This window comes from Pseudomonas sp. CFBP 13719 (assembly GCF_014842095.1).
Lineage (GTDB): Bacteria > Pseudomonadota > Gammaproteobacteria > Pseudomonadales > Pseudomonadaceae > Aquipseudomonas.
Genome location: NZ_JACYVB010000007.1, coordinates 139186 through 165156 on the forward strand (window position 1 = coordinate 139186; position 25971 = coordinate 165156).

Consider the following 25971-nt stretch of genomic DNA (forward strand, 5'->3'; position numbering starts at 1 on the left):
AGTACTGTAGCGGTTCGCCGCGCAGGATTTCCACCGTCGGCAACGCTACCGCTCGCGACACCATCGCGCAGCCAGGCTGCCGTTGAACCACGTCGCGCCAGGCCTGTATCGTCCATGAACAGGCCTGGCGCGGAACACCGTTGCACATTCGTTTGACAAACCGGGCTTGCACCGCCGCGCCCATCCACACAAGCTAGGCTGCAACGAATCATTGTCAGCTCAGGAAGAAGGCTTTCGACATGCGCATTCTCATCACCGGCGGCGCCGGTTTCATTGGCTCGGCACTGGTGCGTCACCTGATCGCCAACACCGAGCACGAAGTACTCAACCTCGACAAGCTGACCTACGCCGGCAACCTCGAGTCACTGGCTGAAATCGCCAGCGACAGCCGCTACGAATTCGTCCAGGCCGACATTGCCGACCAGGCCGCGGTCAGCGCCGTGCTGGCGCGCTTCCAGCCCCACGCGATCATGCACCTGGCGGCCGAATCCCACGTCGACCGCTCCATCGACGGGCCGGGCGAGTTCATCCAGACCAACGTGGTCGGCACCTACGCCTTGCTCGAAGCCACCCGTGGCTACTGGCAGCACCTGCCGGCGGCCGAACGCGAAGCCTTTCGCTTCCACCATATTTCCACCGACGAGGTCTATGGCGACCTGCATGGCGTGGACGACCTGTTCACCGAAACCACACCGTACGCGCCAAGCTCGCCGTACTCGGCCAGCAAGGCGGCCTCCGACCACCTGGTACGCGCCTGGCAGCGCACCTACGGCCTGCCTGTGCTGATCACCAACTGCTCGAACAACTACGGCCCGTATCACTTCCCGGAGAAACTCATTCCGCTGGTGATTCTCAACGCCTTGGCCGGCAAGCCACTGCCGGTGTATGGCAACGGCATGCAAGTGCGTGACTGGCTGTACGTCGAAGACCATGCCCGCGCCCTGTTCAAGGTCGTCACCGAAGGCGTGGTCGGCGAGACCTACAACATCGGCGGCCACAACGAACAGAAGAACATCGACGTGGTGCGCAGCATCTGCGGCCTGCTCGACGAACTGGCGCCACAGCGTCCGGACGGCGTGGCGCACTATGCCGACCTGATCACCTTCGTCAAGGACCGCCCGGGGCACGATGTGCGCTATGCCATCGACGCCAGCAAGATCGAGCGCGAACTGGGCTGGGTGCCGCAGGAAACCTTCCAGACCGGCCTGCGCAAGACCGTGCAGTGGTACCTGGACAATCTTCAATGGTGCCGTCGCGTACAGGACGGCAGTTATCAAGGTGAACGCCTGGGCTTCACCGAACCTAAGGATTTGATCGCATGATGAAAGGTATCGTTCTGGCCGGGGGCTCCGGCACCCGCCTGCACCCCATTACCCTGGGTGTTTCCAAGCAACTGCTGCCCATCTACGACAAGCCGATGATCTACTACCCGATCTCGGTACTGATGCTGGCCGGCATTCGCGAGATCCTGCTGATCTCCACCCCCCAGGACCTGCCGCAATACCGCCAGTTGCTGGGCGACGGCAGCCAGTTCGGGATCAACATCCAGTTCGCCGAACAGCCCGCGCCGGACGGCCTGGCGCAGGCGTTCCTGATCGGTGAGGAATTCATCGGCGAAGACCCGGTGTGCCTGATCCTGGGCGACAACATCTTCCACGGCCAGCACTTCAGCGACCAGCTCAAGCGTGCTTCGGCGCACCCGACCGGCGCCACCGTGTTCGGCTACTGGGTCAAGGATCCGGAACGTTTCGGCGTGGTCGAGTTCGACCAGGACGGGCGCGCACTGTCCATCGAAGAGAAGCCGACCGAGCCCAAGTCCAGCTATGCGGTCACCGGCCTGTACTTCTACGACAACGACGTGGTGCGCATCGCCAAGGATGTCCAGCCATCGCCCCGTGGCGAACTGGAAATCACCGACGTCAACAACGCCTACCTGGAACGCGGCGACCTGCGCGTGGAACGCTTCGGTCGCGGCTTTGCCTGGCTCGACACCGGTACCCACGACAGCCTGCTCGATGCTTCGCAATACGTGCAGACCATCGAACACCGTCAGGGCCTGAAAGTGGCTTGCCTGGAAGAGATCGCCTACCAGAACCACTGGATCGACCGCGAGCAGCTGCTGGTACGTGCCAAGTACTTCGGCAAGACCGGCTATGGTCAGTACCTGTACTCGCTGGCCGGAGAAACCCGATGAAAGTGATCGCTACCGACCTGCCCGATGTGTTGATCATCGAGCCGAAGGTTTTCGGTGACGAGCGCGGCTTCTTCTACGAAAGCTTCAACGCCAAGGCCTTCCAGGAGGCCACCGGCGTGACGCTGCCGTTCGTCCAGGACAACCATTCGCGCTCCGCTCGCGGCGTGCTGCGCGGGCTGCACTATCAGGTGCAGCATGCCCAGGGCAAGCTGGTTCGCGTGGTCACCGGGCAAGTGCTCGACGTGGCGGTGGACATCCGCCGCAGCTCGCCCAACTTCGGCAAGTGGGTGGCCGTCGAGCTGTCCGCGCAGAACAGCCGCCAGTTGTGGATTCCGCCGGGCTTCGCCCACGGTTTCGTGGTGCAGAGCGAGTACGCCGAGTTCCTCTACAAGACCACCGACTACTACGACCCGTCGTCCGAGCGCAGCATTGCCTGGGATGACGAGCAGTTGGCGATCGACTGGCAACTGGACACAGCGCCGTCGCTGTCGGCCAAGGACTTGGCCGGCAAGCGCCTGGAAGAGGCCGACGTGTTCCCGTGATCGGCCTGCGGTAACGTCGCGATGCATGTCGACCGTGCTTCGCGGCGTTTACGTGGCGCATAATACGCCGGTCAATCCCGGCGTGTTGTCCTATGACCTCCAGACCTTCCATCACTCGCAGACCCCGCTGGCGCAGCCTGGCGATCCTGGCCCTGTGCCTGGCGCCGCTGTTGTGGCCACTGGAGCATCTGGCCGAGCGCTATTACAAAAGCGAACTGGTCAGCCAGAATCGGCAGACGCTGGACCTCTACGTCGCCAACCTGCTGGGCACCCTGCACCGCTACGAAACCCTGCCGCAGATCCTCGGTGACCTGCCGGCGCTGCGCGCCTTGCTGGCCGCTCCCCGCGACGCCCAGGCGATCCTCGACGCCAACCACCTGCTCAAGGACATCCGCGAACAGACCGGCGCCGAAGTCATGTACCTGCTGGACGCCGACGGCAATACCCTGGCCGCCTCCAACTGGGAACAGCGCGACAGCTTCGTCGGCCGCAACTTCGCTTTCCGCCCCTATTACAGCGATGCCGTGGCCGGGCGCCTGGGGCGCTTCTTCGGGCTCGGCACCACCTCGGCCAAGCGCGGCTACTTCTTTGCCGCCGCCGTGCATGACCAGGACAAGGTCATTGGCGTTCTGGTGGTGAAGGTCGACCTTGACCACACCGAAACCCTGTGGGGCAAGACGCCTGAACAGCTGCTGCTCACCGACCACAACGGCGTGGTCATCCTGACCTCGCGCCCTGAATGGCGCTTTCGTGCCACGCGTCCGCTCAGCGACAGCGAGCGCCAGGCCATCGTCTCGATCCTGCCCTACCCCACCCGCGACCCACAGCCGCTGAACCTGGACCCCGACGCCTGGCTCACGCAAACGCGCACCATCGCCGAAACCGGCTGGAACGTCAGCATCCTCGCTCCCAAGACCTTGCTGGATCGGCCGGTGCGCACCGTCGTCGCCGTGGGCGGAGCCTTGCTCCTGGCCTTGATGCTGCTGCTCGGCCTGATGATGCAGCGCCGCCGCCACTACCTCGAGCGCATCGAGTTCGAAGGGCGTACCCGCCACGAACTGGAAACCCGGGTGGTGGAACGCACCAGCGCGCTCGAAGGGCTCAACAGCAAGCTGCGCCAGGAAGTGCTCGAACGCGAACAGGCCCAGCAGGAACTGGTGCGTGCCCAGGACGAGCTGGTGCAGGCGGGCAAGCTGTCGGCGCTGGGCACCATGTCGGCCAGCATCAGCCACGAGCTCAACCAGCCCCTGGCGGCCATTCGCAGCTACGCCGAGAACACCGAGGTGCTGCTCAATCACGAGCGCATCGAGGATGCACGAGGCAACCTCAAGCTGATCAGCGAACTTACCGGGCGCATGGCCTCGATCATCGCCCACCTGCGCGCCTTTGCCCGGCGCGACCGTCACGCCCTGGAAAGTGTCGCTTTGCAGCCGGCACTCGACGATGCCCTGGCGCTGCTCGCCAAACGCCGCCGGGCCATGGCCGTCGAGCTTATCCGCGACCTGCCCGATGCGCCGCTCTGGGTGCAGGCCGGCGAAACCCGACTGCGCCAGGTGCTGGGCAACCTGCTGGCCAATGCCCTCGATGCCCTGACCGAAAAGGCCAACCCACGCTGCCTGTGGCTGAGCGCCGAACAAACGGCCGATGGCGTCGAACTGCGCATCCGCGACAACGGCCCGGGCTTCACCAGCGAAGCCATGGCCCGCGCCCGTGAACCCTTCTTCACCACCAAGACGCGCACGCAGGGACTTGGCCTGGGCCTGGCGATCTGCGATACGCTGATGCGCGCGCTGGGCGGCGAACTGCTGCTGTCCAACCATCCCCAAGGCGGTGCCCTGCTGATCCTGCGTTTGCGCGCCGGAGAGCCCGGCGTCAGCCTGCAAGCTCCCGAGGACCCATCGGCATGACCAGCGACAGCGCCATCGACAGCAAGATCCAGGTCGTGCTGATCGACGACGATCCCCATCTGCGCCAGGCCTTGAGCCAGACCCTGGACCTGGCTGGGCTGAAAGTGCTGGCCCTGGCCGATGCCCAGGGCCTGTCCGCGCGCATCGAGCGCGACTGGCCGGGTGTAGTGGTCAGCGACATCCGCATGCCGGGTATCGATGGCCTGCAATTGCTCGAACAACTACACGCCCGCGACACCGAACTGCCGGTTCTGCTCATCACCGGACATGGCGACGTGCCGCTGGCCGTGCAGGCCATGCGCGCCGGTGCCTACGATTTCCTCGAAAAACCCTTCGCCAGCGATGCACTGCTCGACAGCGTGCGTCGCGGCCTGGCCGTGCGCCGACTGGTGCTGGACAACCGCAGCCTGCGCATGGCCCTCAGCGATCGCCAGCAGCTGAGCACGCGCCTGGTGGGCCAGTCGGCGCCCATGGCGCGTTTGCGCGAGCAGATCGGCGCCCTGGCCGGCACCAAGGCCGACGTGCTGATCCTGGGCGAAACCGGCGCCGGCAAGGAAGTGGTGGCGCGCGCCCTGCACGACCTGTCCAGCCGCCGCAGCGGTCCCTTCGTGGCGATCAACGCCGGCGCCCTCGCCGAATCAGTGGTGGAAAGCGAGTTGTTCGGCCATGAACCCGGCGCCTTCACCGGCGCGCAGAAACGCCGTATCGGCAAGTTCGAGTTCGCCAACGGCGGCACCTTGTTTCTCGACGAAATCGAAAGCATGAGCCTGGATGTCCAGGTCAAGCTGCTGCGTCTGCTGCAGGAGCGCGTCGTCGTACGCCTGGGTGGCAACCAGCAGATCCGCCTGGACATCCGGGTGATTGCCGCCACCAAGGAAGATCTGCGCCAGGCCGCCGATCAGGGACGCTTCCGCGCCGACCTGTATTACCGCCTCAATGTCGCCTCGCTGCGCATTCCGCCGTTGCGCGAGCGCGGCGAAGACGTGCTGGCGCTGTTCCAGTACTACGCCGACGCCGCCGCCGAGCGCCACGGGGTACTGGCCAACGAACTGTCTGCCGCCCAGCGTGCGTTGTTGTTGCGGCACAGCTGGCCAGGCAATGTGCGCGAGCTGCAGAACGCCGCCGAGCGCTTCGCCCTGGGGCTCGAGCTGGCACTGGACAACAGCGAGCCGGGCCCGGTGGACATGGCGCGAACGGTCGCCGGCGGGCTCAGCGAACAGGTCGAGCATTTCGAACGCGCCTTGATCGCGGCCGAGATGAGCCGCTCGCACACCTCTGTGCGCAGCCTGGCCGAAGCCCTGGGCATTCCACGCAAGACCTTGCACGACAAGCTGCGCAAGCATGGCCTGAGCTTTGGCGGGGGCGATGAACCTGAGTGAATCCCAGGTTCTGCAGCGACCGTCTAGCGCCCACTCCCGGCCTGCGCCAGCGCCACCAGCGACTGGCGCCATGGCACATCCCTGGGCAGCGCCAGGAACGACGGATTGAGCAACGACTGGCGGGCAGGATAGACGAACGGCTGCCCGTCGATCTGCAGCACCTCGCCGCCAGCACCTTCGAGCACACCCTGGGCGGCAGCCGTGTCCCATTGCGAAGTCGGCGCCAGCCGTGGATAGCAATCGGCGGCGCCTTCGGCCAACAGGCAGAACTTCAGCGAACTGCCGACACTGACCAGATCCAGGGGGCCCGCAACGGCGCCCAACCCGGCAAGCAAGTGCTCCTGCCCAGGGCTGGAATGCCGACGGCTGGCGACTACCCTGAACGCGCTGCCCGGCGCCGGCGCTCGGCGCACGCTGATCGGTTGCGCCGGCCGCTCGCCCACGGCGTGCCAGGCACCGAGCCCCGCACCGCCATAGTAGGCACTGCCCGTGGTTGGCACGGTGACCACGCCGAACACCACCTGGCCACGTTCGATCAAGGCAATGTTGACGGTGAATTCCTCGCTGCCGTTGATGAATTCCTTGGTGCCGTCCAGTGGATCGACCAGCCACCAGCGGGTCCATTGCTCGCGCACGTCGAGCGCGATGTCCGCATCTTCTTCGGAGAGGATCGGGATATCCGGTGCCAACGCCTTCAACCCATCGACGATGACGTGATGCGCGGCGAGATCGGCCGCAGTGACCGGCGACTGGTCGACCTTGGCCATGACCTGCACATCGGCCCGCCAGAACGGCAGGATCGCCGCGCCAGCCCGATGGGCCAGCGCTACCACTTCTGGCAACAGACGTTCGAGATCGCTCACAGGCTGAACACTCCACGCTGGATCAGCAGGTCGCGCGCCAGGTACAGGGCAGCCAGTGCGCGGCCTTCGGAGAACTGCGGATGCTGGGCCAAACTGGCCAGCTCGCGCAGGTTCACCCGCTCGACCCGCATCGGCTCCGGCTCGTCGCCCTCGAGCTGCTCCTCGTACAGCCCTTGGGCCAGAACCACCTGGATTTTCTGGCTCATGTAGCCGGGCGACAACGACAGCTCGGTCAGGTGCTCGAGTTGGCGGGCGCCGAATCCGGCCTCTTCCTTGAGCTCGCGATCGGCTGCGGCCAGCACGTCCTCGCCCGGCTCGATCAAACCCTTGGGCAGCGACAGCTCATAGGCGTCGGTACCTCCGCAATACTCTTCGACCAGCAGCGCATGCTCGGCATCGGCCATCGCCACGATCATCACCGCGCCATAGCCATTGCCGCGCCCCACCAGACGCTCGTAGGTACGCTCGACGCCATTGGAGAAGCGCAGCTGCACTTCTTCGACACGGAACAGGCGACTACTGGCGACGATTTCGCGGGCAAGGACTTCGGGTTTCTGGCGCATCGGGCAGCTCCTGGACGTGAACGGGTTACTATACCGTGGCTTGGCCTGCGGCAGGCCACCCTTGATCCACCACTGCCCGAGAATCTTCGCTATGCCACGCCTCGCCTGGAGCACCATCGACACTGTCCTGCTGGACATGGACGGCACCTTGCTCGACCTGCATTACGACAACCATTTCTGGCTCGAACATCTGCCGCACCGCTATGCCCAACTGCACGGGGTCAGCCTGGCCATGGCAAAGCTGGAGCTGCAACCGCTGTTCGCCGACAACGCCGGCAAGCTGAACTGGTACTGCCTGGATTTCTGGACCCGCGAGCTGAACATCCCGGTGCGCGAGCTGAAACTGGAGACGGCCGACCTGATCGCCCTGCGCGCCGATGCCGATACATTTCTGGCAGCGATCAAGCGCGCTGGCAAGCGGGTGATCATGATCACCAACGCCCACCGCGACTCGCTGTCGCTGAAGCTGGAGCGCATCGAGCTGGCGCCTTATTTCGAACGGCTGATCAGTTCCCACGACTACGGCTACCCCAAGGAAAACGCGCAGTTCTGGGACGCCCTGCAGGCCGACATCGGCTTCGACCCGGCGCGCAGCCTGTTCATCGACGACACCCTGCCGGTGCTGCGCAGCGCCCAGGCCTACGGGGTCAAGCATCTGCTGGCGGTGTGCGAGCCGGACAGCCGCAAGGGCGCCAAGGACACCGAAGAATTCGAGGCGGTGGGTGATTACCGCGAGCTCATCGCAGGCCTGTGATCCACCCTGCTGCCCACGGACCCACCGCCCGCGCGTGCCGCTATACTGCGCATCGCCTACCAGGAGCGAGCATGGACATCAAGCAACTCAAATTCCTTATCGCGTTGGATGAAACCCGTCATTTCGGCCAGGCCGCAGCGCGTTGCCATATCACCCAGCCGACCTTGTCGATGCGCCTGCGCAACCTTGAAGAAGAGCTCGAGTTGCCCTTGGTAAAGCGCGGCCAGCGCTTCGAAGGGTTCACCGCACCCGGCGAGCGCGTGCTGGCCTGGGCGCGTACCGTACTGGCCGCCTACGACGGCCTGCAGGCGGAAGCCGCGGCCTGTCGCGGGCATCTGGTAGGCACCCTGCGCCTGGGGGTGGTGCCGCTGTCCAGCTTCGACCCGGTGCCACTGCTGCACACCCTGCACGGCGAGCATCCCAACCTGCGCTTCGAGCTCAGCTCGCTGAGTTCCGAACAGATCCTCGAGCAACTGGCGAGCAACCGCATCGACCTGGGTGTCTCGTTTCTGGAGCGGCTGGACCAGGAGCGCTTCGAATCGCGGGCACTGGGCGAAACGCGCATGGGCCTGCTGTTCGATCAACGCCACTATGATTTCGGCGAGCAGGCCCTGAGCTGGGAAGCCCTGACCGAACTGCCGCTGGGCATGCTCACCACCGGCATGCACTTTCGCCAGTCCATCGACCACAATTTCCACTCCCGCGGGCTGGCCCCACAACCGCTCTTGCAAACCGACGCCGTCCACCAGTTGATCCAGGCCGTACACGGTGGCCTGTGCTGCGCCATCATGCCCCTGGCCGGCGGGCTGGAAGGGCTGACCGAGCACTTGCGCCTGCAACCCATCGCCGACGCCCACACGCTGGCACCGCTGGGGCTGATCATGCGCCGCGCCGCACCGCGTTCGGCACTGGCCGAAGCGTGCTTCAAGCTGTATGACGCGCCATGATCAATGCGGTCTATCGTCGCATCGGCAATAGCAATTAGACGCTGGCTCATCCTGCGCCTAGGCTGAAGACTGAATTCACTGCCGGTCCATTCCCATGAACGCCAAGCACCCGGCCAGCGCGGTGCCCGTTTCTTCCTCGGTTGCACCCCTCGCCAGCCCCATCGCCAGCCAGACCTACAGTTATTGCAGCTTGAGCCTGGACGAGCCCGGCAGTACGCCGCTGGCCGAAGAAGTGGCGCTGGCGATCGCCTACAACGGCATCAGCCAGGCAGTGATGCTGGTCACGCCCACCGATCTCGAAGATTTCGTCACCGGCTTCAGCATCGGCAGCGGCATCGTGGCCGACGCCGATGAAATCTACGACATCAAGCTCAGCGGCAACGGGTCGGCACGCCACGCCGAGGTACAGATCGCCAACCGCGCCTTCTGGAACCTCAAGACCCAGCGTCGGCAACTGGCCGGCAGCAGCGGTTGCGGGCTGTGCGGGGTCGAAGCCGTGGAGCAGGCACTGCCCGAACTGGCCGTGCTGGCCGGCGCCGACTTGCCGCCGGTGCAGTGGCTCGAGGGCCTGCGCCAGCGCATCGGTGCTTTCCAGCCGCTGGGGCAGCGCAGCGGTGCAGTGCATGCGGCGCTGTTCATGGACGCCAGCGGCACGTTGCTGCTGGGCCGTGAAGACATCGGCCGGCACAACGCGCTCGACAAGGTGATCGGCGCCCTGGTGCGGCAGAACATCGACAGCAGCGGTGGCCTGGCCATCGTCACCAGCCGTTGCAGCCTCGAACTCATCCAGAAAGTATTACGCGCCGGCATCCAGACCCTGGTCAGTCTGTCGTCGCCTACCGGCCTGGCCCTGCAATGGGCACGCCGGCATAACCTGAACCTCATTCACCTGCCGCAGCACAGCGCGCCGCGGGTCTATAGCCCTGCGTTGGAGAATCAAGCGTGAGCATTCACAATCAAGCCGACAAGACCCCTGTTCCCCGCTACAAGCCCTACAAGGGTGCAGCGGGTGGCTGGGGCGCACTGATCAGCGTGACGCAGTTCTGGCTGAGCAGCGACAACGCGCTGAAGAACATCCGCACCATGCTCAAGACCAACCAGAACGGCGGCTTCGACTGCCCGGGCTGCGCGTGGGGCGATTCGCCGGAAAGCGGCATGGTGAAATTCTGCGAAAACGGCGCCAAGGCGGTGAACTGGGAGGCGACCAAGCGGCGTGTCGACCCGGCCTTCTTCGCCAAGCACAGCGTCACTTCCCTGCTCGAGCAGAGTGACTACTGGCTCGAGTACCAGGGCCGTCTCACCGAGCCGATGGTCTACGACCCTGCCAGCGACCGCTACGTGCCGATTGCCTGGGACGATGCGTACGCGCTGGTCGCCAAGCATTTGCTCAACCTCGAAAGCCCCGACCAGGCCGAGTTCTACACCTCGGGGCGGGCCAGCAACGAAGCGGCCTACCTGTACCAGTTGTTCGTGCGCGCGTTCGGCACCAACAACTTTCCCGATTGCTCGAACATGTGCCACGAAGCCAGCGGCGTTGCATTGTCGCAGAGCATCGGGGTGGGCAAGGGCACGGTGACGTTCGACGACTTCGAGCACGCCGACGCCATCTTCGTCTGGGGGCAGAACCCCGGCACCAACCATCCGCGCATGCTCGAACCCCTGCGCGAAGCGGTCCAGCGCGGCGCCCAGGTGGTCTGCATCAACCCGCTCAAGGAGCGGGGCCTGGAGCGCTTCCAGCACCCCCAGCATCCGCTCGAGATGCTCACCAACGGTGACCGTCCGACCAACACCGCCTACTTCCGTCCGGCACTGGGCGGCGACATGGCGATGATGCGCGGCATGGCCAAGTTCCTGCTGCAATGGGAGCGCGAGGCCCAGGCCAACAACGCGCCGTCGGTGTTCGACCACGACTTCCTCAACGAGCACACCGCCACCGTGCTGGAATACCTCGCCGCTATCGATGACACGCCTTGGGCGCACATCGTCGAGCAGTCCGGCCTGCCGCTGGAGGACATCGAGCTTGCCGCGCGCATGTACCTCAAGGGCAAGAACGTCATCATGTGCTGGGCCATGGGCATCACACAGCATCGCCACTCGGTACCGACCATTCAGGAAATCTCCAACCTGATGCTGCTGCGCGGCAACATCGGTCGTCCCGGTGCCGGCCTGTGTCCGGTACGGGGTCACAGCAACGTGCAGGGCGACCGCACCATGGGCATCAACGAGCGCCCACCGGCGTTCCTGCTCGACGCCCTGGAAAAACGCTTCGGCTTCGATGTGCCGCGCACCAATGGCCATAACGTGGTGGAAGCCATCCATGCGATGGCCGAAGGCAGGGCCAAGGTCTTCATCGCCCTGGGCGGCAACTTCGCCCAGGCCACGCCGGACAGCCCGCGCACGGCGCAGGCGCTGCGCAACTGCGAGCTGACGGTGCAGATCAGCACCAAGCTCAACCGCAGCCATCTGATGCACGGCAAGCAGGCATTGATTCTGCCCTGCCTGGGGCGTACCGACATCGACCACCAGAGCGAAGGCCCACAAGCGGTCACTGTGGAAGACTCGTTCAGCATGGTGCACGCCTCCAATGGCCAACTGCAGCCGCTGTCGAAGCACATGCGCTCGGAGCCGGCCATCGTTGCCGGCATCGCCGCCGCCACGCTTGGTGCGCAGCCGGTGGACTGGAACTGGCTGATCGGCGATTACGATCGCATTCGCGATCTGATCGCCGACACCCTGCCCGGCTTCAAGGACTTCAACCAACGGCTCAAGCATCCGGGCGGTTTCTACCTGGGCAACAGCGCCGGTGCACGCCGCTGGAACACCCCCAGCGGACGCGCCAACTTCAAGCCCAACCGCCTGCCGCTGGACCTGATCGATGAGCGCGTACGTGCGACCGGGCAAGTGCCGGACCTGATCATGCAGTCGATGCGTTCCCACGACCAGTACAACACCACCATCTACGGCCTGGACGACCGCTATCGCGGCGTGCGTGGCCAGCGTGACGTGTTGTTCGCCAATGAGGCCGACATCATCCGCCTGGGCTTCCGTCCGGGGCAGAAAGCCGATCTGGTGTCGATCTGGGAAGACGGCCGCGAACGGCGCGTCAAGGGCTTCACACTGCTGGCGTTCGACATTCCAGCCGGCCAGGCTGCGGCGTACTACCCTGAAGTGAACCCGCTGGTGCCGCTGGAAAGCGTGGGCGAAGGCAGCAGCACGCCGACCTCGAAGTTCGTTGCCATCCGCCTGGAGCAGCCTGCTCCGAGCGCCCGCATCGCCTGATGCTGAGCGCAGCCCCTTGTCGCGGCGCGTGGGCCGCCAACGCGGCTTGCGCCGCTTCTACAGGGTAAATCGAACGCCTTGTAGCAGCGGCGCGAGCCGCGTCACTTTTGATCTTGATCTCACCAAAAAAGACGCCACTCCGGAAGTACGTGCGACCACCCTCTCTGCTCAAAGTTTCCCCATGAAACTTCCGAATCTCGGAACTGCGTACCCATCGTGCTTTCCATCACATCGTGCTTGTCGGCTGACCGATCGCACTGCAAAGTCGCGCCGTCATCCCTCTGAGATCTGATCGATGAAATTTCCCTCGATACTTTTGTTGACCCTTGGCCTGGTGACAGGCGCTGCCTCTGCTGGCAGCAACACCGAAGCCGGTGTAGGGGGCGCATTGGGTGGGGTACTGGGCGCGGTGGTCGGCCAACAACTGGGCGGCAGCACCGGCTCGACCATTGGCGCAGGCCTGGGCGGTGCGGCCGGCAGTGCGGTCGGTGCCGACAAACGCAGCCGCGGCCAGGCCGCCATCGGTGGCGCGCTGGGTGCTGCAGGCGGCAACGTCGTAGGCCGCAACGTGGGCGGCAGCACCGGCGGCCTGGTAGGCGCTGCGACCGGCGGCGGCGCAGGTGGTGCGCTGGGCAACTACATGGGCACTTCGAACGATCGCGACGATCGTGACGGGCGCCATTACCGCGGCCACGACAACCGCGGCAAATGGAAACACCGCGACCGCGGCCGCCATGTCGGCCACAACAAGCACTGGCGCGATCGCTGAGCCGAGCTCTCTGGAAGCGCGGCGGCCTGCAAGGCCTCCAGCCACAAGTCTTTAACCCTCCGCTTTTCCAGAGCCATAAAAAAACCGCCCACAAGGGGCGGTTTTTTATTTCAGCAGACGCTTACAACTGCGGACCGGCAGCCTTGATCGAATCGCTCACGTCGAACTTCTTGAAGTTCTCGATGAACAGCGAAGCCAGGCCTTTGGCGGCTTCGTCGTAGGCGGCTGGATCAGCCCAGGTGTTGCGCGGGTTGAGCAGGTTGGTGTCGACGCCAGGGACGGTCTTCGGTACGTCCAGGTTGACGATGTCCAGGTGCTCGGTCTCGGTGCCGATCAGGGCGCCGCTCTGGATCGCTGCAATCACGCCACGGGTGGTGGGGATGTTGAAGCGCTTGCCAACGCCGTAGCCACCACCGGTCCAGCCGGTATTGACCAGGTAGACCTTGGAACCGAAGCCGCGGATACGCTTGATCAGCAGCTCGGCGTACTCGCCCGCCGGACGCGGGAAGAACGGTGCGCCAAAGCAGGTCGAGAAGGTCGACTTGATGCCGCTGCCTGAGCCCATTTCGGTCGAGCCTACCAGTGCGGTGTAGCCCGACAGGAAGTGATAGGCAGCCTGCTCTTCGCTGAGGATGGACACAGGCGGCAGCACGCCGGTCAGGTCGCAGGTCAGGAAGATCACCGCATTGGGCTCGCCGCCCAGGTTCTTCGGCGCGCGCTTTTCGATCAGCTCGCGCGGGTACGCGGCACGGCTGTTCTGGGTCAGGCTGTCATCGGCGTAGTCGGCCTTCTTGTCGGCATCGAGCACGACGTTTTCCAGTACGGCGCCATGCTGGATGGCTTTCCAGATGACCGGCTCGTTCTTCTCGGACAGGTCGATGCACTTGGCGTAGCAACCGCCTTCGATGTTGAACACCACGCCCACGCCCCAGCCGTGCTCGTCGTCACCGATCAGGTAACGGCTTTCGTCGGCCGAAAGCGTGGTCTTGCCGGTGCCCGACAGACCGAAGAACAGGGTGACGTCGCCGTCTTCGCCCATGTTCGCGGCACAGTGCATCGGCAGCACGTCGGCAGCCGGCAGCAGGAAGTTCTGCACCGAGAACATTGCTTTCTTCATTTCGCCGGCATAGCGCATGCCTGCGATCAGCACCTTGCGAGCCGCGAAATTGATGATCACGGTGCCGTCGGAGTTGGTGCCGTCGCGCTCGGGAACGCACTCGAACTCAGGCGCGTTGAGCACCTGCCATTCGTCCTTGCTACCGCCGTTGTACTGCTCGGGGTTGATGAACAGGCAACGTCCGAACAGGTTGTGCCAGGCGGTCTGGGTAGTCATCTTGACCGGCAGGTAGTGCGCCGGATCGGACCCTACATGGACATGGGAAACGAACCGCTCACGCTCGCCCAGGTAGGCTTCGACACGATCCCACAGGGCATCGAACTTGTCGGCCGGGAATTTGCGGTTGATCGGGCCCCAGGCAATGGCGTCCTGCGTGGTGGGCTCTTCAACGATGAAGCGGTCGACTGGCGAACGACCGGTGCGATGACCGGTACGCACTACCAGAGCACCGGTATCGGCAAGCTCGCCTTCACCACGGTTCAGGGCTTCTTTAACCAGATCGTCTACAGTCAGATCGGCGTACACGGCGTTCTTGGCTTGCGTCATGAGGTTCCCCGTCGGCTCTGGGCCGAGTGTTCCAAACATTTTGTAGTAAGTTTACAACAACCACTACAGCTAAAAAGTGGGCCGGATTATGCCAGAAACGCTCGAAAAGAATAGCGTCCTCCGGTCGGTAACGGCGTTATTCCGGCGTGTTTTTCTTCATTTAGCGAGACTAAATCGCTTCAGTGACGGGTATCTGACGGAGCGTCGACACCAGCACCACTGAAGAGTTGATCGACGTCGGTGGCGTCAAACAAGTAGCGCTGGTTGCAGAACTGGCAGTCGATTTCCACCGTACCACCATGCTCCTTGAGCAACTCGCGTGCATCGTCGTGCCCCAGGCTGACGAGCGCTCGTGCCGAACGCTCCCTGGAACAACTGCAGCGGAACCGAATCGGCTGGGCATCGAAAAGCCGCAGTGCCTGCTCGTGATACAGGCGGTACAGCACGGTTTCGTTGTCCAGACCCAACAGCTCTTCGGCATTGAGGGTATCGGCCAGGGTGATGGCGGTCTTCCAGCTCTCGGCGCGGTCGTCCTCGTCCTTGATCACAGCGGCAGGCAATTGCTGCAACAGCAGGCCACGGGCACGCTGGCCATCGGCCTTGAGCCAGAAGCGCGTGCCGAGCTGTTCGGAGAGGGCGAAATAATTCGAGAAGCTTGCCGACAGATCGGCACCTTCCAACTCCACGATGCCTTGATAGCGCTGACCTTCGGTAGGGTCGATGGTCATCGCCAGGGTTCCGGCGGGCATCAACTCAGGCAGGCCGTCGGTGTCGCTGATCTGCTCGGCGTGGAAGCGAGCCAGGCCGCGAATCTCGCGTTCGCTGGAGCATTCGATCATCAACAGTGGCACTGGCCCTTCGGAACGGGCCTGCAGGATCAGCAAACCGTCGAACTTGAGCGTACCTACCAGCAGGGCCGCGGCAGCCATGAACTCGCCCAGCAGCAACTGCACCGGCAACGGATAGTCGTGCTTGGCCAGGACCTCGGCATAGCTGCGTTCCAATGCTACCGCCTCACCGCGTACATCGGCGTCATCGAAAATAAAGCGTTGGGTGAAATCGGCTTCAGGAAGATCGTGCATAATTCCAGTATCTGAGAATGGTGACAAAATGTGTAGCGGCTTTTATAAAGCCCGCTTCAGAGCGTTCGCTTGACCGCTCACTGCCCTGTAGATGTAGAGGTATCTTATGAACAAAGCCCCGCTGTTCCAAGCCAGGTGGAACGTTAGCGGCTTGCTGCTGTGCAATACAATCCCGATCGTGCTGTTGTGCTTCTGGTTATGGCCTATTGGCCATCATTTGTGTACAGCATTCGACGAATGGCTGTTTCGCCTGCTCAACGCGCCCTTGGCCAGCAATCCGGCCTGGCGTTATACCTGGACCCTGGGCAGCCTGCGCCCCTTCGATATCGTGGTCGGGGTGATCATGCTGGCGCTGCTGATTCGCGGCAATTGGGTGTTCAAGGTGCACCAGGTTCGCCAGGCCTTTTTCGGTTTCATGGCCGTGCTGTTGCTCTTAGTGGTGGTGCGCGCGCTGTTTTCCAAGTGGATACACGCAATGGGCTGGGACCATGACAGCCCGAGCATGGTATTGGCCGACCCGGTATTGCTCAGCGACTGGTACCCGAACCTGGAACGTCACTGGGAGCTCAAGGACCGCTCCAGTCAGAGCTTTCCGGGCGACCACGCCTCGGTGCTGCTGATCTGGGCGCTGTTCATGAGCGCCTGTACCCGCAGGCTTGGGCAGTGGCTGTGCATCTGGGCCCTGGCCGTGCTGTTCATGCTGCCGCGTTTGGTGGCTGGCGCCCACTGGGGGCAGGACGACTACATCGGTGGCGTGTTGATGGCCGTCTGGGCGCTGGGATGGGGTTATTACACACCCTTCGCGGCCCACACTTCACAGTGGCTGGTACGTATCACCGAGCCACTGTTCAGGCTGCTGGCGAAGCTGCCGGTGCTGTGCCGGTTGAGTATCGTCGCAGGGTGATGCGGTGTCTGTGCTGGCCTCTTCGCGGGCAGAGCCCGCTCCCACCCGCCCCGCTCCCACAGTTTTTTCCTTGTGGGAGCGGGCTCTGCCCGCGAAGAGGCCAGCACTGCGCTGCATCAATCCACTGAGCGAAAACTGAACAACTGCCGACGCTGCTTCTTCGAAGGCTTGCCATCGGTGGTAACGCCCAGGGCTCCGGCCTTGCGCATGGCCGCCGCTGCCTCGCGTCTGGCCTGGCTCTGTTCGGTCTCGCGGTAGAGCGTCTGCGCTTCCGGCGCCCCACGGCGCACGATTGACAGCGCCTCGATGATCACGCTGCGCTCATCGAAACCGGTGCGTATCTGCAACTCATCGCCCACGTGCGGCTCCTTGCCCGGCTTGCAGCGCTCGCCACGGTAATGCACCTTGCCGCTCTCGATCGCTTCCTTGGCCAGGGCACGCGTCTTGTAGAAACGCGCAGCCCACAACCATTTGTCCAGACGGACCTTTTCCTCTTCTTCCTGCTTGTGCTTCTGTGCCACAGGCTCACCTCGCGAAATGCCGTCATCAAACTGTACTACCGTGCCTGTCGGATGCAAGCGGCGGTCTTTGCGATTACAGTGCACGCATGCTTGCCAAGCGGCGTCGGGCTGGGTTGAATTGATCCAGTTCGCGCCGGTCTGAAGCTTGTGTATACGGGTCCATCCCTACCTCTTGCGGTTTGCCGATTTGAAGACATTTGACCATCTGACCGTTATCGGTCTGCGCGAGTGGGTGGCGCTGCCCGATCTGGGTGTCGCCGGCCTGCGCGCCAAGATCGATACCGGCGCCAGCACCTCCAGCCTGCACGCCACGGACATCGAGCCGTTCACCCGTGCCGGCGAAAAATGGGTGCGCTTCACCGCTCATCTGGGCACCGTGGTACAGCTGCGCCACCGGCGTTGCGAAGCGCCGCTGGTGGCCATGAAAACCATCAAGAGCTCCAATGGCCACGCGCAGACGCGCTACGTGATCAAGACCACCCTGGCCCTGGGCGACCGGGTCTGGACGGTCGAATTCACCCTGGCCTGCCGTAAATCCATGCGTTACCGCCTGCTGCTTGGGTCCAAGGCGCTGGTCCATGGCCAACTGGTCGTGAACCCGGGCGTCACCTACGTTCAAGACAAGCCGGTGTTCCCGGCCTCTACTACCTCTGCCACAGGTGTTGCATGAAGATCGCTGTGCTGTCGCGCAATCCGCGTCTGTATTCCACTCGTCGTCTGGTCGAAGCCGGTACTGCCCGTGGCCATGAAATGGTGGTGATCGACACGCTGCGCGCGTATATGAACATCGCCAGTCACAAACCGCAGATCCACTACCGGGGCAAACCGCTGCAGGGCTTCGATGCGGTCATTCCGCGCATCGGCGCGTCGGTAACGTTCTATGGCTGTGCGGTGCTGCGTCAGTTCGAAATGATGGACGTCTTTCCGCTGAACGAATCGGTGGCCATCGCCCGCTCGCGAGACAAGCTACGCTCGCTGCAGCTGCTGTCGCGGCGCGGCATCGGCCTGCCCGTCACCGGCTTCGCCCACTCGCCGGACGACATCCCCGACCTGATCAGCATGGTCAACGGCGCGCCCCTGGTGATCAAGGTGCTCGAAGGCACCCAGGGCATCGGCGTGGTCCTGTGTGAAACCACCAACGCGGCCGAATCGGTGATCGAAGCGTTCATGGGCCTCAAGCAGAACATCATGGTTCAGGAGTACATCAAGGAGGCTGGCGGTGCCGACATTCGCTGCTTCGTGGTGGGTGACAAAGTCATCGCCGCGATGAAGCGCCAGGCCAGGCCCGGCGAGTTTCGCTCCAACCTGCACCGCGGTGGCTGTGCCAGCCTGATCAAGATCACCCCCGAAGAGCGCATGACCGCGATCCGCGCCGCCAAGGTGATGGGGCTCAGTGTTGCCGGCGTGGATATCCTGCGTTCCAACCACGGCCCGCTGGTGATGGAGGTGAATTCATCACCCGGCCTGGAAGGCATCGAGGTGACCACCGGCAAGGACGTGGCCGGGATGATCATCGAACACATCGAAAAGAACAGCGGCCCGAACATGACCCGTACCAAGGGCAAGGGCTAGAACCGCGACCCCGCCGTTCGGCCAGCGTCGGCGAACGGCATCCCCTGCGCAGCGGCTGTCCTACACGGCATCCCTGGGCAGCATCAGGCCCAGCGGCAGCCTCACGCGCGCCTCCAGCCCACCCGTCGAACGATTGCGCAGCTCTACGTTGCCGCCATGCATGGCGGCGATGCGCTTGACGATCGCCAGGCCCAGTCCGGTGCCCTTGCCACTGCGCGCGCGATCTCCGCGGATGAACGGGTCGAAGATGCCGGCCAGTTCGCCCGGATCGATACCTGCTCCCCGGTCCACCACACTGAGCACCACATAGGGCGCGTTGTCGTCTCCTGAAACATGGACGGCCACTTCCACACCGCTGCCGGCATGGTAGAGGGCGTTGCCGATCAGGTTGTTCAGCAGGCGCTTCATCGATACCCGGCGCAGCGGGAACGGCGGGATCGGTTCCAGGCGAAGCAGTACCTGTTCTTCTGCCTGGTTATAGGGCGCGACCACTTCCTGCACCAGGCTCCCCAGATCGACGACCTCGACGCTTTCGTCACGGCCGTCGCGAATGAAAGCCAGGAATTGATCGAGAATCGCGTCCATGTCCTCGATGTCGCGGACCATGTCGGGGGTGAATTCGTTGTCCGAGGTCATCAGTTCCAGTGACAGCCGCAAGCGTGTCAGTGGCGTGCGCAGGTCGTGGGATACCCCGGCAAGCATCAACTCGCGCTCGCGGCCGGCCTGTTCGACGTCCTCGGCCATCTGGTTGAACGCACGGTACACCTCGGTCATTTCGCTGGGCGTGTCGCTCACCGGCAGGCGCACGCTGCGGCCCTGCCCCAATTGCCGGGCGGCGAACACCAGGCGCTTGAGCGGCTGATTCAGCTGACGCACGAAGATCCAGGCCGATGCGGTCGACAGCAGGCCGATTGCCAGGAACCAGCCCAGCACGCTCCAGATCTTCTGCCCGCGCAACGGATGTGGGTACAGGGGTACTTTCAACCAGCCCGCGCCCAGGCTCGGCGCACGCACCCACAACGCAGGCGGGGCATGGACACGCAAGCGCACTTCAGTGTCCTCGCCCAGTTCGGCCTGCATCTGGCGCTGGTAGATTTCACTGTACGGCCAGTGCTGCTCGCCTTCCGGCACACCGCCGCCGACGACCCGGATCAGACCTGCCGCATCGGCGATCTGGTCACGGTTGTTCTCGTCCGCTGCCCAGTAGGCGCGCAGGGTCAAAGCCACGCCGTGACTGTACTGGCGGTCGACCAGCACGTCTTCGTTCATCAACAGGTAGACCAGGGTGAGGGCCTTCGAAAACAGGACGACGACCAGCACCAGCCAGAGGGTTCGGGCGAAGAAGCTTTGGGGGAACCAGACAGGGGTTTTCATTGCGCGGCGATCACATACGTTGCAGGAGCGAGCAGGCTCGCAGACATTGTGGATGACGAACATCCCGAATCAACGAGTGATTCAGGATATCGCTCCTACAAAAACCCCGGCAGTCTACCGGGCAGCGTTGCCATCGGGTACGAACACGTAGCCCACACCCCAGACCGTTTGAATGTAGCGAGGCTTGGAGGGGTCGGGCTCGATCATGCGGCGCAGCCGCGAAATCTGTACGTCGATGGAGCGCTCTAGGGCATCCCATTCACGTCCGCGGGCCAGGTTCATCAGCTTGTCGCGGGTCAATGGCTGGCGCGCGTTCATCACCAGCGCCTTGAGCACGGCAAATTCGCCGGTGGTCAGCATGTGCACTTCGTCGCCGCGCTTGAGCTCGCGGGTGGCCAGGGAAAGCTCGTAGTCGCCGAAGGAGACCGACTCGTCCTCGCTGCCCGGAGCACCCGGAACCGGCGCCGACTGGCGACGCAGCACGGCTTTCACGCGCGCCATCAGTTCATCCGGGTTGAAGGGCTTGGCCAGGTAGTCATCTGCGCCCAGCTCCAGACCCTTGATCCGGCTGAGTTCGTCACCTTTGGCGGTCAACATGATGATCGGGACCTGGTTGTTGCTGGCACGCAGGCGGCGGCAGGCAGACAGGCCGTCTTCACCGGGCAGCATCAAGTCCAAGACAACCAGATGGAACACTTCGCGAGCCAGCAGGCGATCCATTTGCTCGACATTGGGCACGGCGCGCGCACGGTAGCCTTTGCTGGTGAAGAATCGCTCCAGCAGGCTGCTCAGCCCCGGATCGTCGTCAACGATGAGGATCTTTTCACCTTCGGCTGCTTGTGCGGTACTGCTCATGGGTTGCTCCTCTGATCTCGGCGCGCATTATGGCGTAGCTGCCGACGCTCGTGCCGTGTGCATTGTTAGCAGATTTTTCCTGGGCCGCCAGTCACAATCCTCCATCGTCCAGGCGTCGGGTTCGCGCCGCAGCGATGTCGCTGGGTATACTGCGCGGCTCGTCAGCCGGGCTCGGCGGGGATTGCACCTTGTACCCAACATTTTTCAGGTGGTTATCATGATCAGCATAAACAGCCGCATCGCCGAGGAACTCGGCGTCCGCCCTCAACAGGTCGAAGCGGCCGTCGCACTGCTGGATGAAGGTTCGACCGTGCCTTTCATCGCTCGTTACCGCAAGGAAGTGACCGGCAGCCTGGACGACACCCAGCTGCGTCACCTCGAAGAGCGCCTGCGCTATCTGCGCGAACTCGACGAGCGCCGGGCGAGTATCCTCGCCAGCATTGAGGAGCAGGGCAAGCTGACCCCCGAGCTGGCTCGCGAGATCAAGCAGGCCGACACCAAGACACGTCTGGAAGACCTTTACCTGCCGTACAAGCAGAAGCGCCGCACCAAGGGCCAGATCGCCCTGGAAGCCGGCCTCGGCGAGCTGGCCGACCGCCTGTTCGGCGACCCTGAGCTGACCCCGGAAGCGGAGGCGGCACGGTTCGTCGACAGCGACAAAGGGGTGCTCGATACCAAGGCTGCGCTGGAAGGCGCCAAGTACATCCTGATGGAGCGCTTCGCCGAGGACGCCACGCTATTGGCCAAGCTGCGCGGGTTCCTCAAGCAGGAAGCCGTGCTCAGCGCGCGGGTGCTGGCCGGCAAGGAAGAGGAAGGCGCCAAGTTCCGCGACTACTTCGAGCATGACGAACCGCTCAAGAGCATGCCTTCGCACCGCGCCCTGGCGATCTTCCGCGGGCGCAACGAGGGCATCCTCGGTTCTTCGCTGAAGGTAGGCGACGAATTGCCGGGTACCCTGCACCCATGCGAGATGATGATCGCCGAGCGTTTCGGCGTGAAAAACCAGCAGCGGGCCGCCGACAAATGGCTCGGCGAAGTGGTGCGCTGGACCTGGAAGGTCAAGCTCTACACACACCTGGAAACCGACCTGCTGAGCGAGCTGCGCGAGAACGCCGAAAGCGAGGCCATCAACGTTTTCGCACACAACCTGCATGACCTGCTGCTGGCCGCCCCGGCGGGGCCGCGCGCCACCCTGGGTCTGGACCCGGGCCTGCGCACGGGCTGCAAGGTCGCGGTGGTGGATGCCACCGGCAAGCTGCTCGATCACGCCACGGTGTATCCGCACGTGCCGCACAACAAGTGGGACCAGACCCTCGCCACGCTGGCCGCGCTGTGCGCCAAGCATGCCGTGGACCTGATTGCCATCGGCAATGGCACTGCCAGCCGCGAGACCGACAAGCTGGCGGCCGAGCTGATCAAGAAATACCCAGGTCTGAAAATGACCAAGGTCATGGTGTCCGAAGCCGGTGCGTCGGTGTATTCGGCCTCGGAGCTGGCGGCGCGCGAGTTTCCCGATCTGGACGTGTCTATCCGCGGTGCGGTCTCCATCGCCCGCCGCCTGCAGGATCCGCTGGCCGAACTGGTCAAGATCGATCCGAAATCCATCGGCGTCGGCCAGTATCAGCATGATGTCTCGCAGCTCAAGCTGGCGCGGGGCCTGGACGCCGTGGTCGAGGACTGCGTGAACGCCGTGGGCGTGGACGTCAACACCGCGTCCGTGGCGCTGCTCGCGCGCATTTCCGGGCTCAACGCCACATTGGCACAGAACATCGTCGCCCACCGCGACGAGCATGGTGCTTTCAGAACCCGTGCGGCGCTGAAGAAAGTCTCGCGCCTGGGCGAAAAAACCTTCGAACAGGCAGCCGGCTTCCTGCGTGTGATGAACGGCGACAACCCGCTGGACGCCTCGGCCGTGCACCCCGAGGCCTACCTGCTGGTGCAGCGCATTGCCGCGGGCACCGACCGCGACATTCGCTCGCTGATCGGTGACAGCGGCTTCCTCAAGCGCCTCGATCCGAAAAAATTCACCGACGAAACCTTTGGCCTGCCCACCGTCACCGACATCCTGCAGGAATTGGACAAGCCCGGCCGCGATCCTCGCCCCGGGTTCAAGACCGCCGAATTCCAGGACGGTGTCGAAGACCTCAAGGACCTGCAACTGGGCATGGTGCTCGAAGGCGTGGTCACCAACGTGACCAACTTCGGCGCGTTCGTCGATATCGGCGTCCACCAGGACGGCCTGGTGCACATCTCTGCACTGTCGGAAAAATTCATCAAGGACCCGCGTGAAGCGGTGAAGGCTGGCGACGTGGTCAAGGTCAAGGTGATGGAAGTGGACATTCCGCGCAAACGCGTAGGGCTGTCGATGCGCATGGGCGATACACCGGGCGAGAAGATCGACGGTGCGCGCGGCAGCCGTCCCGGTGCCGCCGCCCGCCAGCAGGCTGCTCCGGCACGCGCCAAGGAGCCCGCCGCCCCGGCCAATGGTGCCATGGCGTCGTTGTTCGCCAATGCCAAGCAACTGAAGAAACGCTGATGCAGGTCGACGACGAGTTGACCCAGAGCGCCTACTTTCGCAACCTCGGCTGCGAGGTGCGGCGCCTGGACGCCGGCGTGGCCGAGGTGGCGCTGCCGCTGGCCGCGCACCTGCGCAACCGCGGGCAGGTGATGCACGGTGGCGCCATCTTCAGCCTGGTCGACATTGCCATGGGCCTGGCGTGCTCCACTGCACACGGTTTCGATAATCGAAGTGTCACGCTCGAATGCAAGATCAATTACCTTCGCGCGGTGTCAGAAGGTGAGGTGATCTGCAAGGCCCAGGTATTGCACGCCGGTCGGCGCACGATGGTGGTCGAGGCCGACGTGCTCCAGGGCGAAAAACTGATGGCAAAAGCACAAGGTACCTTCGTGGTTCTCTAGCCCGAAGGGGCCGTTATGCGGTAATTTCGGCACGGCGCAGGCCATGTCGAGCGCAGTACGGCCTGTACCCTGCCCGATCGAGACCAGGCGACAACGCCGGTTCCTTTTTGTCTTCACCCTTGCAGACCGTCCGCTCCACCCCCATATCGGGGCGACTGACGCGTGAAGGAATCCAACTTGAGCGAATTTCTCAACCGCCGCCTGACTTTGCTCGGCGAGCCTGCCACCCTTTCCCTGCTCGCGCAGTGCCTGCATGGCATCGAGCGCGAGTGCCTGCGCGTCAACCACGAGGGTCGCCTGGCACAGACGCCACACCCCGAGGCGTTGGGCGCGGCGCTGACCAATGAACAGGTCACTACGGACTATTCCGAATCGCTGCTGGAATTCATCACGCCCGCGCTCCAGGATCCCGCACAGACCCTGCACAGCCTCGAGCAGATCCACCGTTTCGTGTACAGCAAGCTGGGCAGCGAGTACCTGTGGAGCCCTTCCATGCCCTGCCCGCTGCCAGCCGAGGAAGACATCCCGCTGGCCTACTATGGCACCTCGAACATCGGGCGCCTCAAGTACGTCTATCGCCAGGGACTGTCCCTGCGCTATGGCCGCACCATGCAGTGCATCGCCGGCATCCACTACAATTTTTCGCTGCCCGAGCAGCTGTGGCCGGTGCTCAAGCAGGCCGAGGGTTATGTCGGCACCGATCGCGATTATCAGTCGGCGGCCTATATCGCACTGATCCGCAACTTTCGCCGCTACAGCTGGTTGCTGATGTACCTGTTCGGCGCCTCGCCGGCGCTGGATGCAGGCTTTCTGCGCGGGCGTGCCCATCAGCTCGAGCAGCTGGATGCGCAGACCCTGTACCTGCCTTACGCTACCAGCCTGCGCATGAGCGACCTGGGCTACCAGAGCAACGCCCAGGCGGGCCTCACGCCGTGCTACAACGATCTGGCCAGCTACACCGACAGCCTGCGCAAGGCGGTTGCCACGCCCTACCCGCCTTATGTCCAGGTCGGTACGCACAAGGATGGCGAATGGGTGCAGTTGAACACCAACATCCTGCAGATCGAAAACGAGTACTACTCCAACATTCGTCCCAAACGCGTGACGTACAGCGGCGAGCGGCCGATCCAGGCCTTGATGGCGCGCGGCGTGCAGTACATCGAAGTGCGCTGCCTGGACATCAACCCGTTCCTGCCTACCGGCGTTGACTTGCCGGAGTCGCGTTTTCTCGATGCGTTCCTGCTGTTCTGCGCGCTGGAAAGCAGCCCGCAGATCGACAGCGCCGAGTGCTCGGCGTGTACCGACAATTTCCTCAGCGTGGTCAAGGAGGGCCGTCGCCCTGGCCTGCAGTTGCAGCGCAATGGGGAAGCGGTCGAGCTCAAGGACTGGGCCAATGATCTGCTGGAGCGTATCGATGCCGTCGCCGCACTGCTCGATCGCAGCACCGGTACCGATGAGCATGTGCAGGCGATGACGGCGCAGCGCGCCAAGGTTGGCGATGCTTCGCTGACGCCGTCGGCGCAGGTACTGGCGAAGATGGCCGAGCAGAAGCAGAGCTTTGCCGAGTTTTCCTTCAGCCAGAGCCAGGCTCACGCCAACTACTTCCGCGAGCAACCGTTGAGCGCCCAGGACCAGGCGCGCTTCGAACAGCAAGCCCGCGACTCGCTGGTAGCCCAGGCGACGCTGGAGGCCGAGGAAGTCGGCGATTTCGACCTGTTCGTCGGTTCCTATCAGGCAAGCATCCTGGCCATCAGCAACTGACCAAGCAGTTGATCCCCTGAAAGACCGCGGCGCCTGCTTCGCGGCCACGGACCGCTCCTACAGATGGCCTCGACCTCACGTAGGAGCGGTCACCGGCCGCGAAAAGGGCGCCGCGTAGCATCA

General features: G+C 63.8%; 23 protein-coding genes. 16 read left to right on the top strand and 7 right to left on the bottom strand.

Annotated elements, in window-relative coordinates; genetic code table 11:
• The first annotated feature begins 239 nt into the window (after positions 1–239).
• The 5 genes from rfbB to IFT57_RS20305 all read left to right on the top strand — a co-directional run bounded on the left by rfbB (position 240) and on the right by IFT57_RS20305 (position 6022).
• Complete coding sequence (gene rfbB / locus IFT57_RS20285) at positions 240–1322, top strand: dTDP-glucose 4,6-dehydratase (RefSeq protein ID WP_122479828.1); 1083 nt, start codon at positions 240–242, stop codon at positions 1320–1322.
• The gene (gene rfbA, locus IFT57_RS20290; RefSeq protein ID WP_122479829.1) at positions 1319–2194 is read left to right on the top strand and encodes a glucose-1-phosphate thymidylyltransferase RfbA; all 876 of its coding nucleotides are present in this window, start codon (positions 1319–1321) and stop codon (positions 2192–2194) included. The genes rfbB and rfbA overlap by 4 nt, the downstream gene beginning before the upstream one ends.
• Positions 2191–2736 carry a dTDP-4-dehydrorhamnose 3,5-epimerase gene (rfbC, locus tag IFT57_RS20295; RefSeq protein WP_122796228.1) on the top strand — a complete coding sequence of 182 codons (546 nt, stop codon included), beginning with the start codon at positions 2191–2193 and terminating at the stop codon, positions 2734–2736. Before rfbA ends, rfbC begins: the two co-directional genes overlap by 4 nt.
• A gap of 92 nt (positions 2737–2828) precedes the next feature.
• A complete protein-coding gene (locus IFT57_RS20300; RefSeq protein ID WP_122796227.1) occupies positions 2829–4643 on the top strand; it encodes a sensor histidine kinase in 1815 nt (604 codons plus the stop codon).
• Entirely contained in the window at positions 4640–6022 is a 1383-nt protein-coding gene (locus IFT57_RS20305) for a sigma-54-dependent transcriptional regulator (RefSeq protein ID WP_192152483.1), read from the top strand. Before IFT57_RS20300 ends, IFT57_RS20305 begins: the two co-directional genes overlap by 4 nt.
• A 23-nt stretch (positions 6023–6045) precedes the next feature.
• Here the strand turns inward: IFT57_RS20305 and cysQ are convergent, their stop codons facing one another.
• Entirely contained in the window at positions 6046–6885 is an 840-nt protein-coding gene (gene cysQ, locus IFT57_RS20310; RefSeq protein WP_192152484.1) for a 3'(2'),5'-bisphosphate nucleotidase CysQ, read from the bottom strand.
• Positions 6882–7448 carry an ADP compounds hydrolase NudE gene (gene nudE, locus IFT57_RS20315; RefSeq protein ID WP_122479834.1) on the bottom strand — a complete coding sequence of 189 codons (567 nt, stop codon included), beginning with the start codon at positions 7446–7448 and terminating at the stop codon, positions 6882–6884. The genes cysQ and nudE overlap by 4 nt, the downstream gene beginning before the upstream one ends.
• A gap of 91 nt (positions 7449–7539) precedes the next feature.
• Between nudE and yrfG the strand changes: the two genes are divergently transcribed.
• From yrfG to IFT57_RS20340, 5 genes are all read left to right on the top strand, one after another.
• Positions 7540–8202, top strand: coding sequence for a GMP/IMP nucleotidase (gene yrfG, locus IFT57_RS20320; protein ID WP_192152485.1), 663 nt, complete (start codon positions 7540–7542; stop codon positions 8200–8202).
• Between the two features lie 71 nt (positions 8203–8273).
• On the top strand, positions 8274–9149 hold the full coding sequence (locus tag IFT57_RS20325; RefSeq protein ID WP_122715930.1) for a LysR family transcriptional regulator: 876 nt from the start codon (positions 8274–8276) through the stop codon (positions 9147–9149).
• Positions 9150–9243: 94 nt separating this feature from the next.
• Positions 9244–10095: a formate dehydrogenase accessory sulfurtransferase FdhD gene (gene fdhD, locus IFT57_RS20330; RefSeq protein ID WP_192152486.1), complete on the top strand. Its 852-nt coding sequence runs from the start codon at positions 9244–9246 to the stop codon at positions 10093–10095.
• Complete coding sequence (locus tag IFT57_RS20335; protein WP_192050014.1) at positions 10092–12428, top strand: FdhF/YdeP family oxidoreductase; 2337 nt, start codon at positions 10092–10094, stop codon at positions 12426–12428. The genes fdhD and IFT57_RS20335 overlap by 4 nt, the downstream gene beginning before the upstream one ends.
• A 295-nt stretch (positions 12429–12723) precedes the next feature.
• Positions 12724–13197 carry a glycine zipper 2TM domain-containing protein gene (locus tag IFT57_RS20340; protein WP_122796220.1) on the top strand — a complete coding sequence of 158 codons (474 nt, stop codon included), beginning with the start codon at positions 12724–12726 and terminating at the stop codon, positions 13195–13197.
• A 121-nt stretch (positions 13198–13318) separates the two neighbouring features.
• Here the strand turns inward: IFT57_RS20340 and IFT57_RS20345 are convergent, their stop codons facing one another.
• Both IFT57_RS20345 and hslO read right to left on the bottom strand, forming a co-directional pair.
• Positions 13319–14860, bottom strand: coding sequence for a phosphoenolpyruvate carboxykinase (locus IFT57_RS20345; RefSeq protein WP_192152487.1), 1542 nt, complete (start codon positions 14858–14860; stop codon positions 13319–13321).
• Positions 14861–15039: 179 nt separating this feature from the next.
• Positions 15040–15942: an Hsp33 family molecular chaperone HslO gene (gene hslO / locus IFT57_RS20350; protein ID WP_192152488.1), complete on the bottom strand. Its 903-nt coding sequence runs from the start codon at positions 15940–15942 to the stop codon at positions 15040–15042.
• 106 nt (positions 15943–16048) lie between these two features.
• On the opposite strand from hslO, the gene IFT57_RS20355 reads away from it, so the two are divergent.
• Positions 16049–16846, top strand: a complete 798-nt coding sequence (locus IFT57_RS20355; protein ID WP_192152489.1) for a phosphatase PAP2 family protein — start codon at positions 16049–16051, stop codon at positions 16844–16846.
• Between the two features lie 116 nt (positions 16847–16962).
• Here the strand turns inward: IFT57_RS20355 and IFT57_RS20360 are convergent, their stop codons facing one another.
• Positions 16963–17367, bottom strand: a complete 405-nt coding sequence (locus IFT57_RS20360; protein ID WP_122479843.1) for an RNA-binding S4 domain-containing protein — start codon at positions 17365–17367, stop codon at positions 16963–16965.
• Positions 17368–17554: 187 nt separating this feature from the next.
• Between IFT57_RS20360 and rimB the strand changes: the two genes are divergently transcribed.
• Together rimB and rimK are read left to right on the top strand one after the other, a co-directional pair.
• Entirely contained in the window at positions 17555–18037 is a 483-nt protein-coding gene (rimB, locus tag IFT57_RS20365) for a retropepsin-like aspartic endopeptidase RimB (protein WP_043192313.1), read from the top strand.
• The gene (rimK, locus tag IFT57_RS20370; protein ID WP_122479844.1) at positions 18034–18939 is read left to right on the top strand and encodes a 30S ribosomal protein S6--L-glutamate ligase; all 906 of its coding nucleotides are present in this window, start codon (positions 18034–18036) and stop codon (positions 18937–18939) included. Before rimB ends, rimK begins: the two co-directional genes overlap by 4 nt.
• A 60-nt stretch (positions 18940–18999) precedes the next feature.
• On the opposite strand, the gene IFT57_RS20375 is transcribed toward rimK, so the two are convergent.
• The gene (locus IFT57_RS20375) at positions 19000–20313 is read right to left on the bottom strand and encodes an ATP-binding protein (protein WP_122716139.1); all 1314 of its coding nucleotides are present in this window, start codon (positions 20311–20313) and stop codon (positions 19000–19002) included.
• A 114-nt stretch (positions 20314–20427) separates the two neighbouring features.
• Positions 20428–21168 (bottom strand): osmolarity response regulator transcription factor OmpR, encoded by a 741-nt coding sequence (ompR, locus tag IFT57_RS20380; RefSeq protein WP_122479845.1) that lies wholly within the window; start codon positions 21166–21168, stop codon positions 20428–20430.
• A 217-nt stretch (positions 21169–21385) separates the two neighbouring features.
• Between ompR and IFT57_RS20385 the strand changes: the two genes are divergently transcribed.
• The 3 genes from IFT57_RS20385 (at position 21386) to gshA (ending at position 25848) form a co-directional block, all read left to right on the top strand.
• Positions 21386–23704, top strand: a complete 2319-nt coding sequence (locus IFT57_RS20385) for a Tex family protein (protein WP_122796215.1) — start codon at positions 21386–21388, stop codon at positions 23702–23704.
• Entirely contained in the window at positions 23704–24087 is a 384-nt protein-coding gene (locus IFT57_RS20390) for a PaaI family thioesterase (protein WP_122715939.1), read from the top strand. Before IFT57_RS20385 ends, IFT57_RS20390 begins: the two co-directional genes overlap by 1 nt.
• A 177-nt stretch (positions 24088–24264) precedes the next feature.
• Complete coding sequence (gshA, locus tag IFT57_RS20395; RefSeq protein ID WP_122796214.1) at positions 24265–25848, top strand: glutamate--cysteine ligase; 1584 nt, start codon at positions 24265–24267, stop codon at positions 25846–25848.
• Positions 25849–25971: the final 123 nt, after the last annotated feature.

What these genes read in the sequence shown, in the direction of transcription:
- rfbB (WP_122479828.1), top strand. Translation starts at nt 240, where the DNA reads ATGCGCATTCTCATCACCGGCGGCGCCGGTTTCATTGGCTCGGCACTG.
- rfbA (WP_122479829.1), top strand. Translation starts at nt 1,319, where the DNA reads ATGATGAAAGGTATCGTTCTGGCCGGGGGCTCCGGCACCCGCCTGCAC.
- rfbC (WP_122796228.1), top strand. Translation starts at nt 2,191, where the DNA reads ATGAAAGTGATCGCTACCGACCTGCCCGATGTGTTGATCATCGAGCCG.
- IFT57_RS20300 (WP_122796227.1), top strand. Translation starts at nt 2,829, where the DNA reads ATGACCTCCAGACCTTCCATCACTCGCAGACCCCGCTGGCGCAGCCTG.
- IFT57_RS20305 (WP_192152483.1), top strand. Translation starts at nt 4,640, where the DNA reads ATGACCAGCGACAGCGCCATCGACAGCAAGATCCAGGTCGTGCTGATC.
- nudE (WP_122479834.1), bottom strand. Translation starts at nt 7,448, where the DNA reads ATGCGCCAGAAACCCGAAGTCCTTGCCCGCGAAATCGTCGCCAGTAGT.
- yrfG (WP_192152485.1), top strand. Translation starts at nt 7,540, where the DNA reads ATGCCACGCCTCGCCTGGAGCACCATCGACACTGTCCTGCTGGACATG.
- IFT57_RS20325 (WP_122715930.1), top strand. Translation starts at nt 8,274, where the DNA reads ATGGACATCAAGCAACTCAAATTCCTTATCGCGTTGGATGAAACCCGT.
- fdhD (WP_192152486.1), top strand. Translation starts at nt 9,244, where the DNA reads ATGAACGCCAAGCACCCGGCCAGCGCGGTGCCCGTTTCTTCCTCGGTT.
- IFT57_RS20340 (WP_122796220.1), top strand. Translation starts at nt 12,724, where the DNA reads ATGAAATTTCCCTCGATACTTTTGTTGACCCTTGGCCTGGTGACAGGC.
- IFT57_RS20345 (WP_192152487.1), bottom strand. Translation starts at nt 14,860, where the DNA reads ATGACGCAAGCCAAGAACGCCGTGTACGCCGATCTGACTGTAGACGAT.
- hslO (WP_192152488.1), bottom strand. Translation starts at nt 15,942, where the DNA reads ATGCACGATCTTCCTGAAGCCGATTTCACCCAACGCTTTATTTTCGAT.
- IFT57_RS20355 (WP_192152489.1), top strand. Translation starts at nt 16,049, where the DNA reads ATGAACAAAGCCCCGCTGTTCCAAGCCAGGTGGAACGTTAGCGGCTTG.
- rimK (WP_122479844.1), top strand. Translation starts at nt 18,034, where the DNA reads ATGAAGATCGCTGTGCTGTCGCGCAATCCGCGTCTGTATTCCACTCGT.
- IFT57_RS20375 (WP_122716139.1), bottom strand. Translation starts at nt 20,313, where the DNA reads ATGAAAACCCCTGTCTGGTTCCCCCAAAGCTTCTTCGCCCGAACCCTC.
- ompR (WP_122479845.1), bottom strand. Translation starts at nt 21,168, where the DNA reads ATGAGCAGTACCGCACAAGCAGCCGAAGGTGAAAAGATCCTCATCGTT.
- IFT57_RS20385 (WP_122796215.1), top strand. Translation starts at nt 21,386, where the DNA reads ATGATCAGCATAAACAGCCGCATCGCCGAGGAACTCGGCGTCCGCCCT.
- IFT57_RS20390 (WP_122715939.1), top strand. Translation starts at nt 23,704, where the DNA reads ATGCAGGTCGACGACGAGTTGACCCAGAGCGCCTACTTTCGCAACCTC.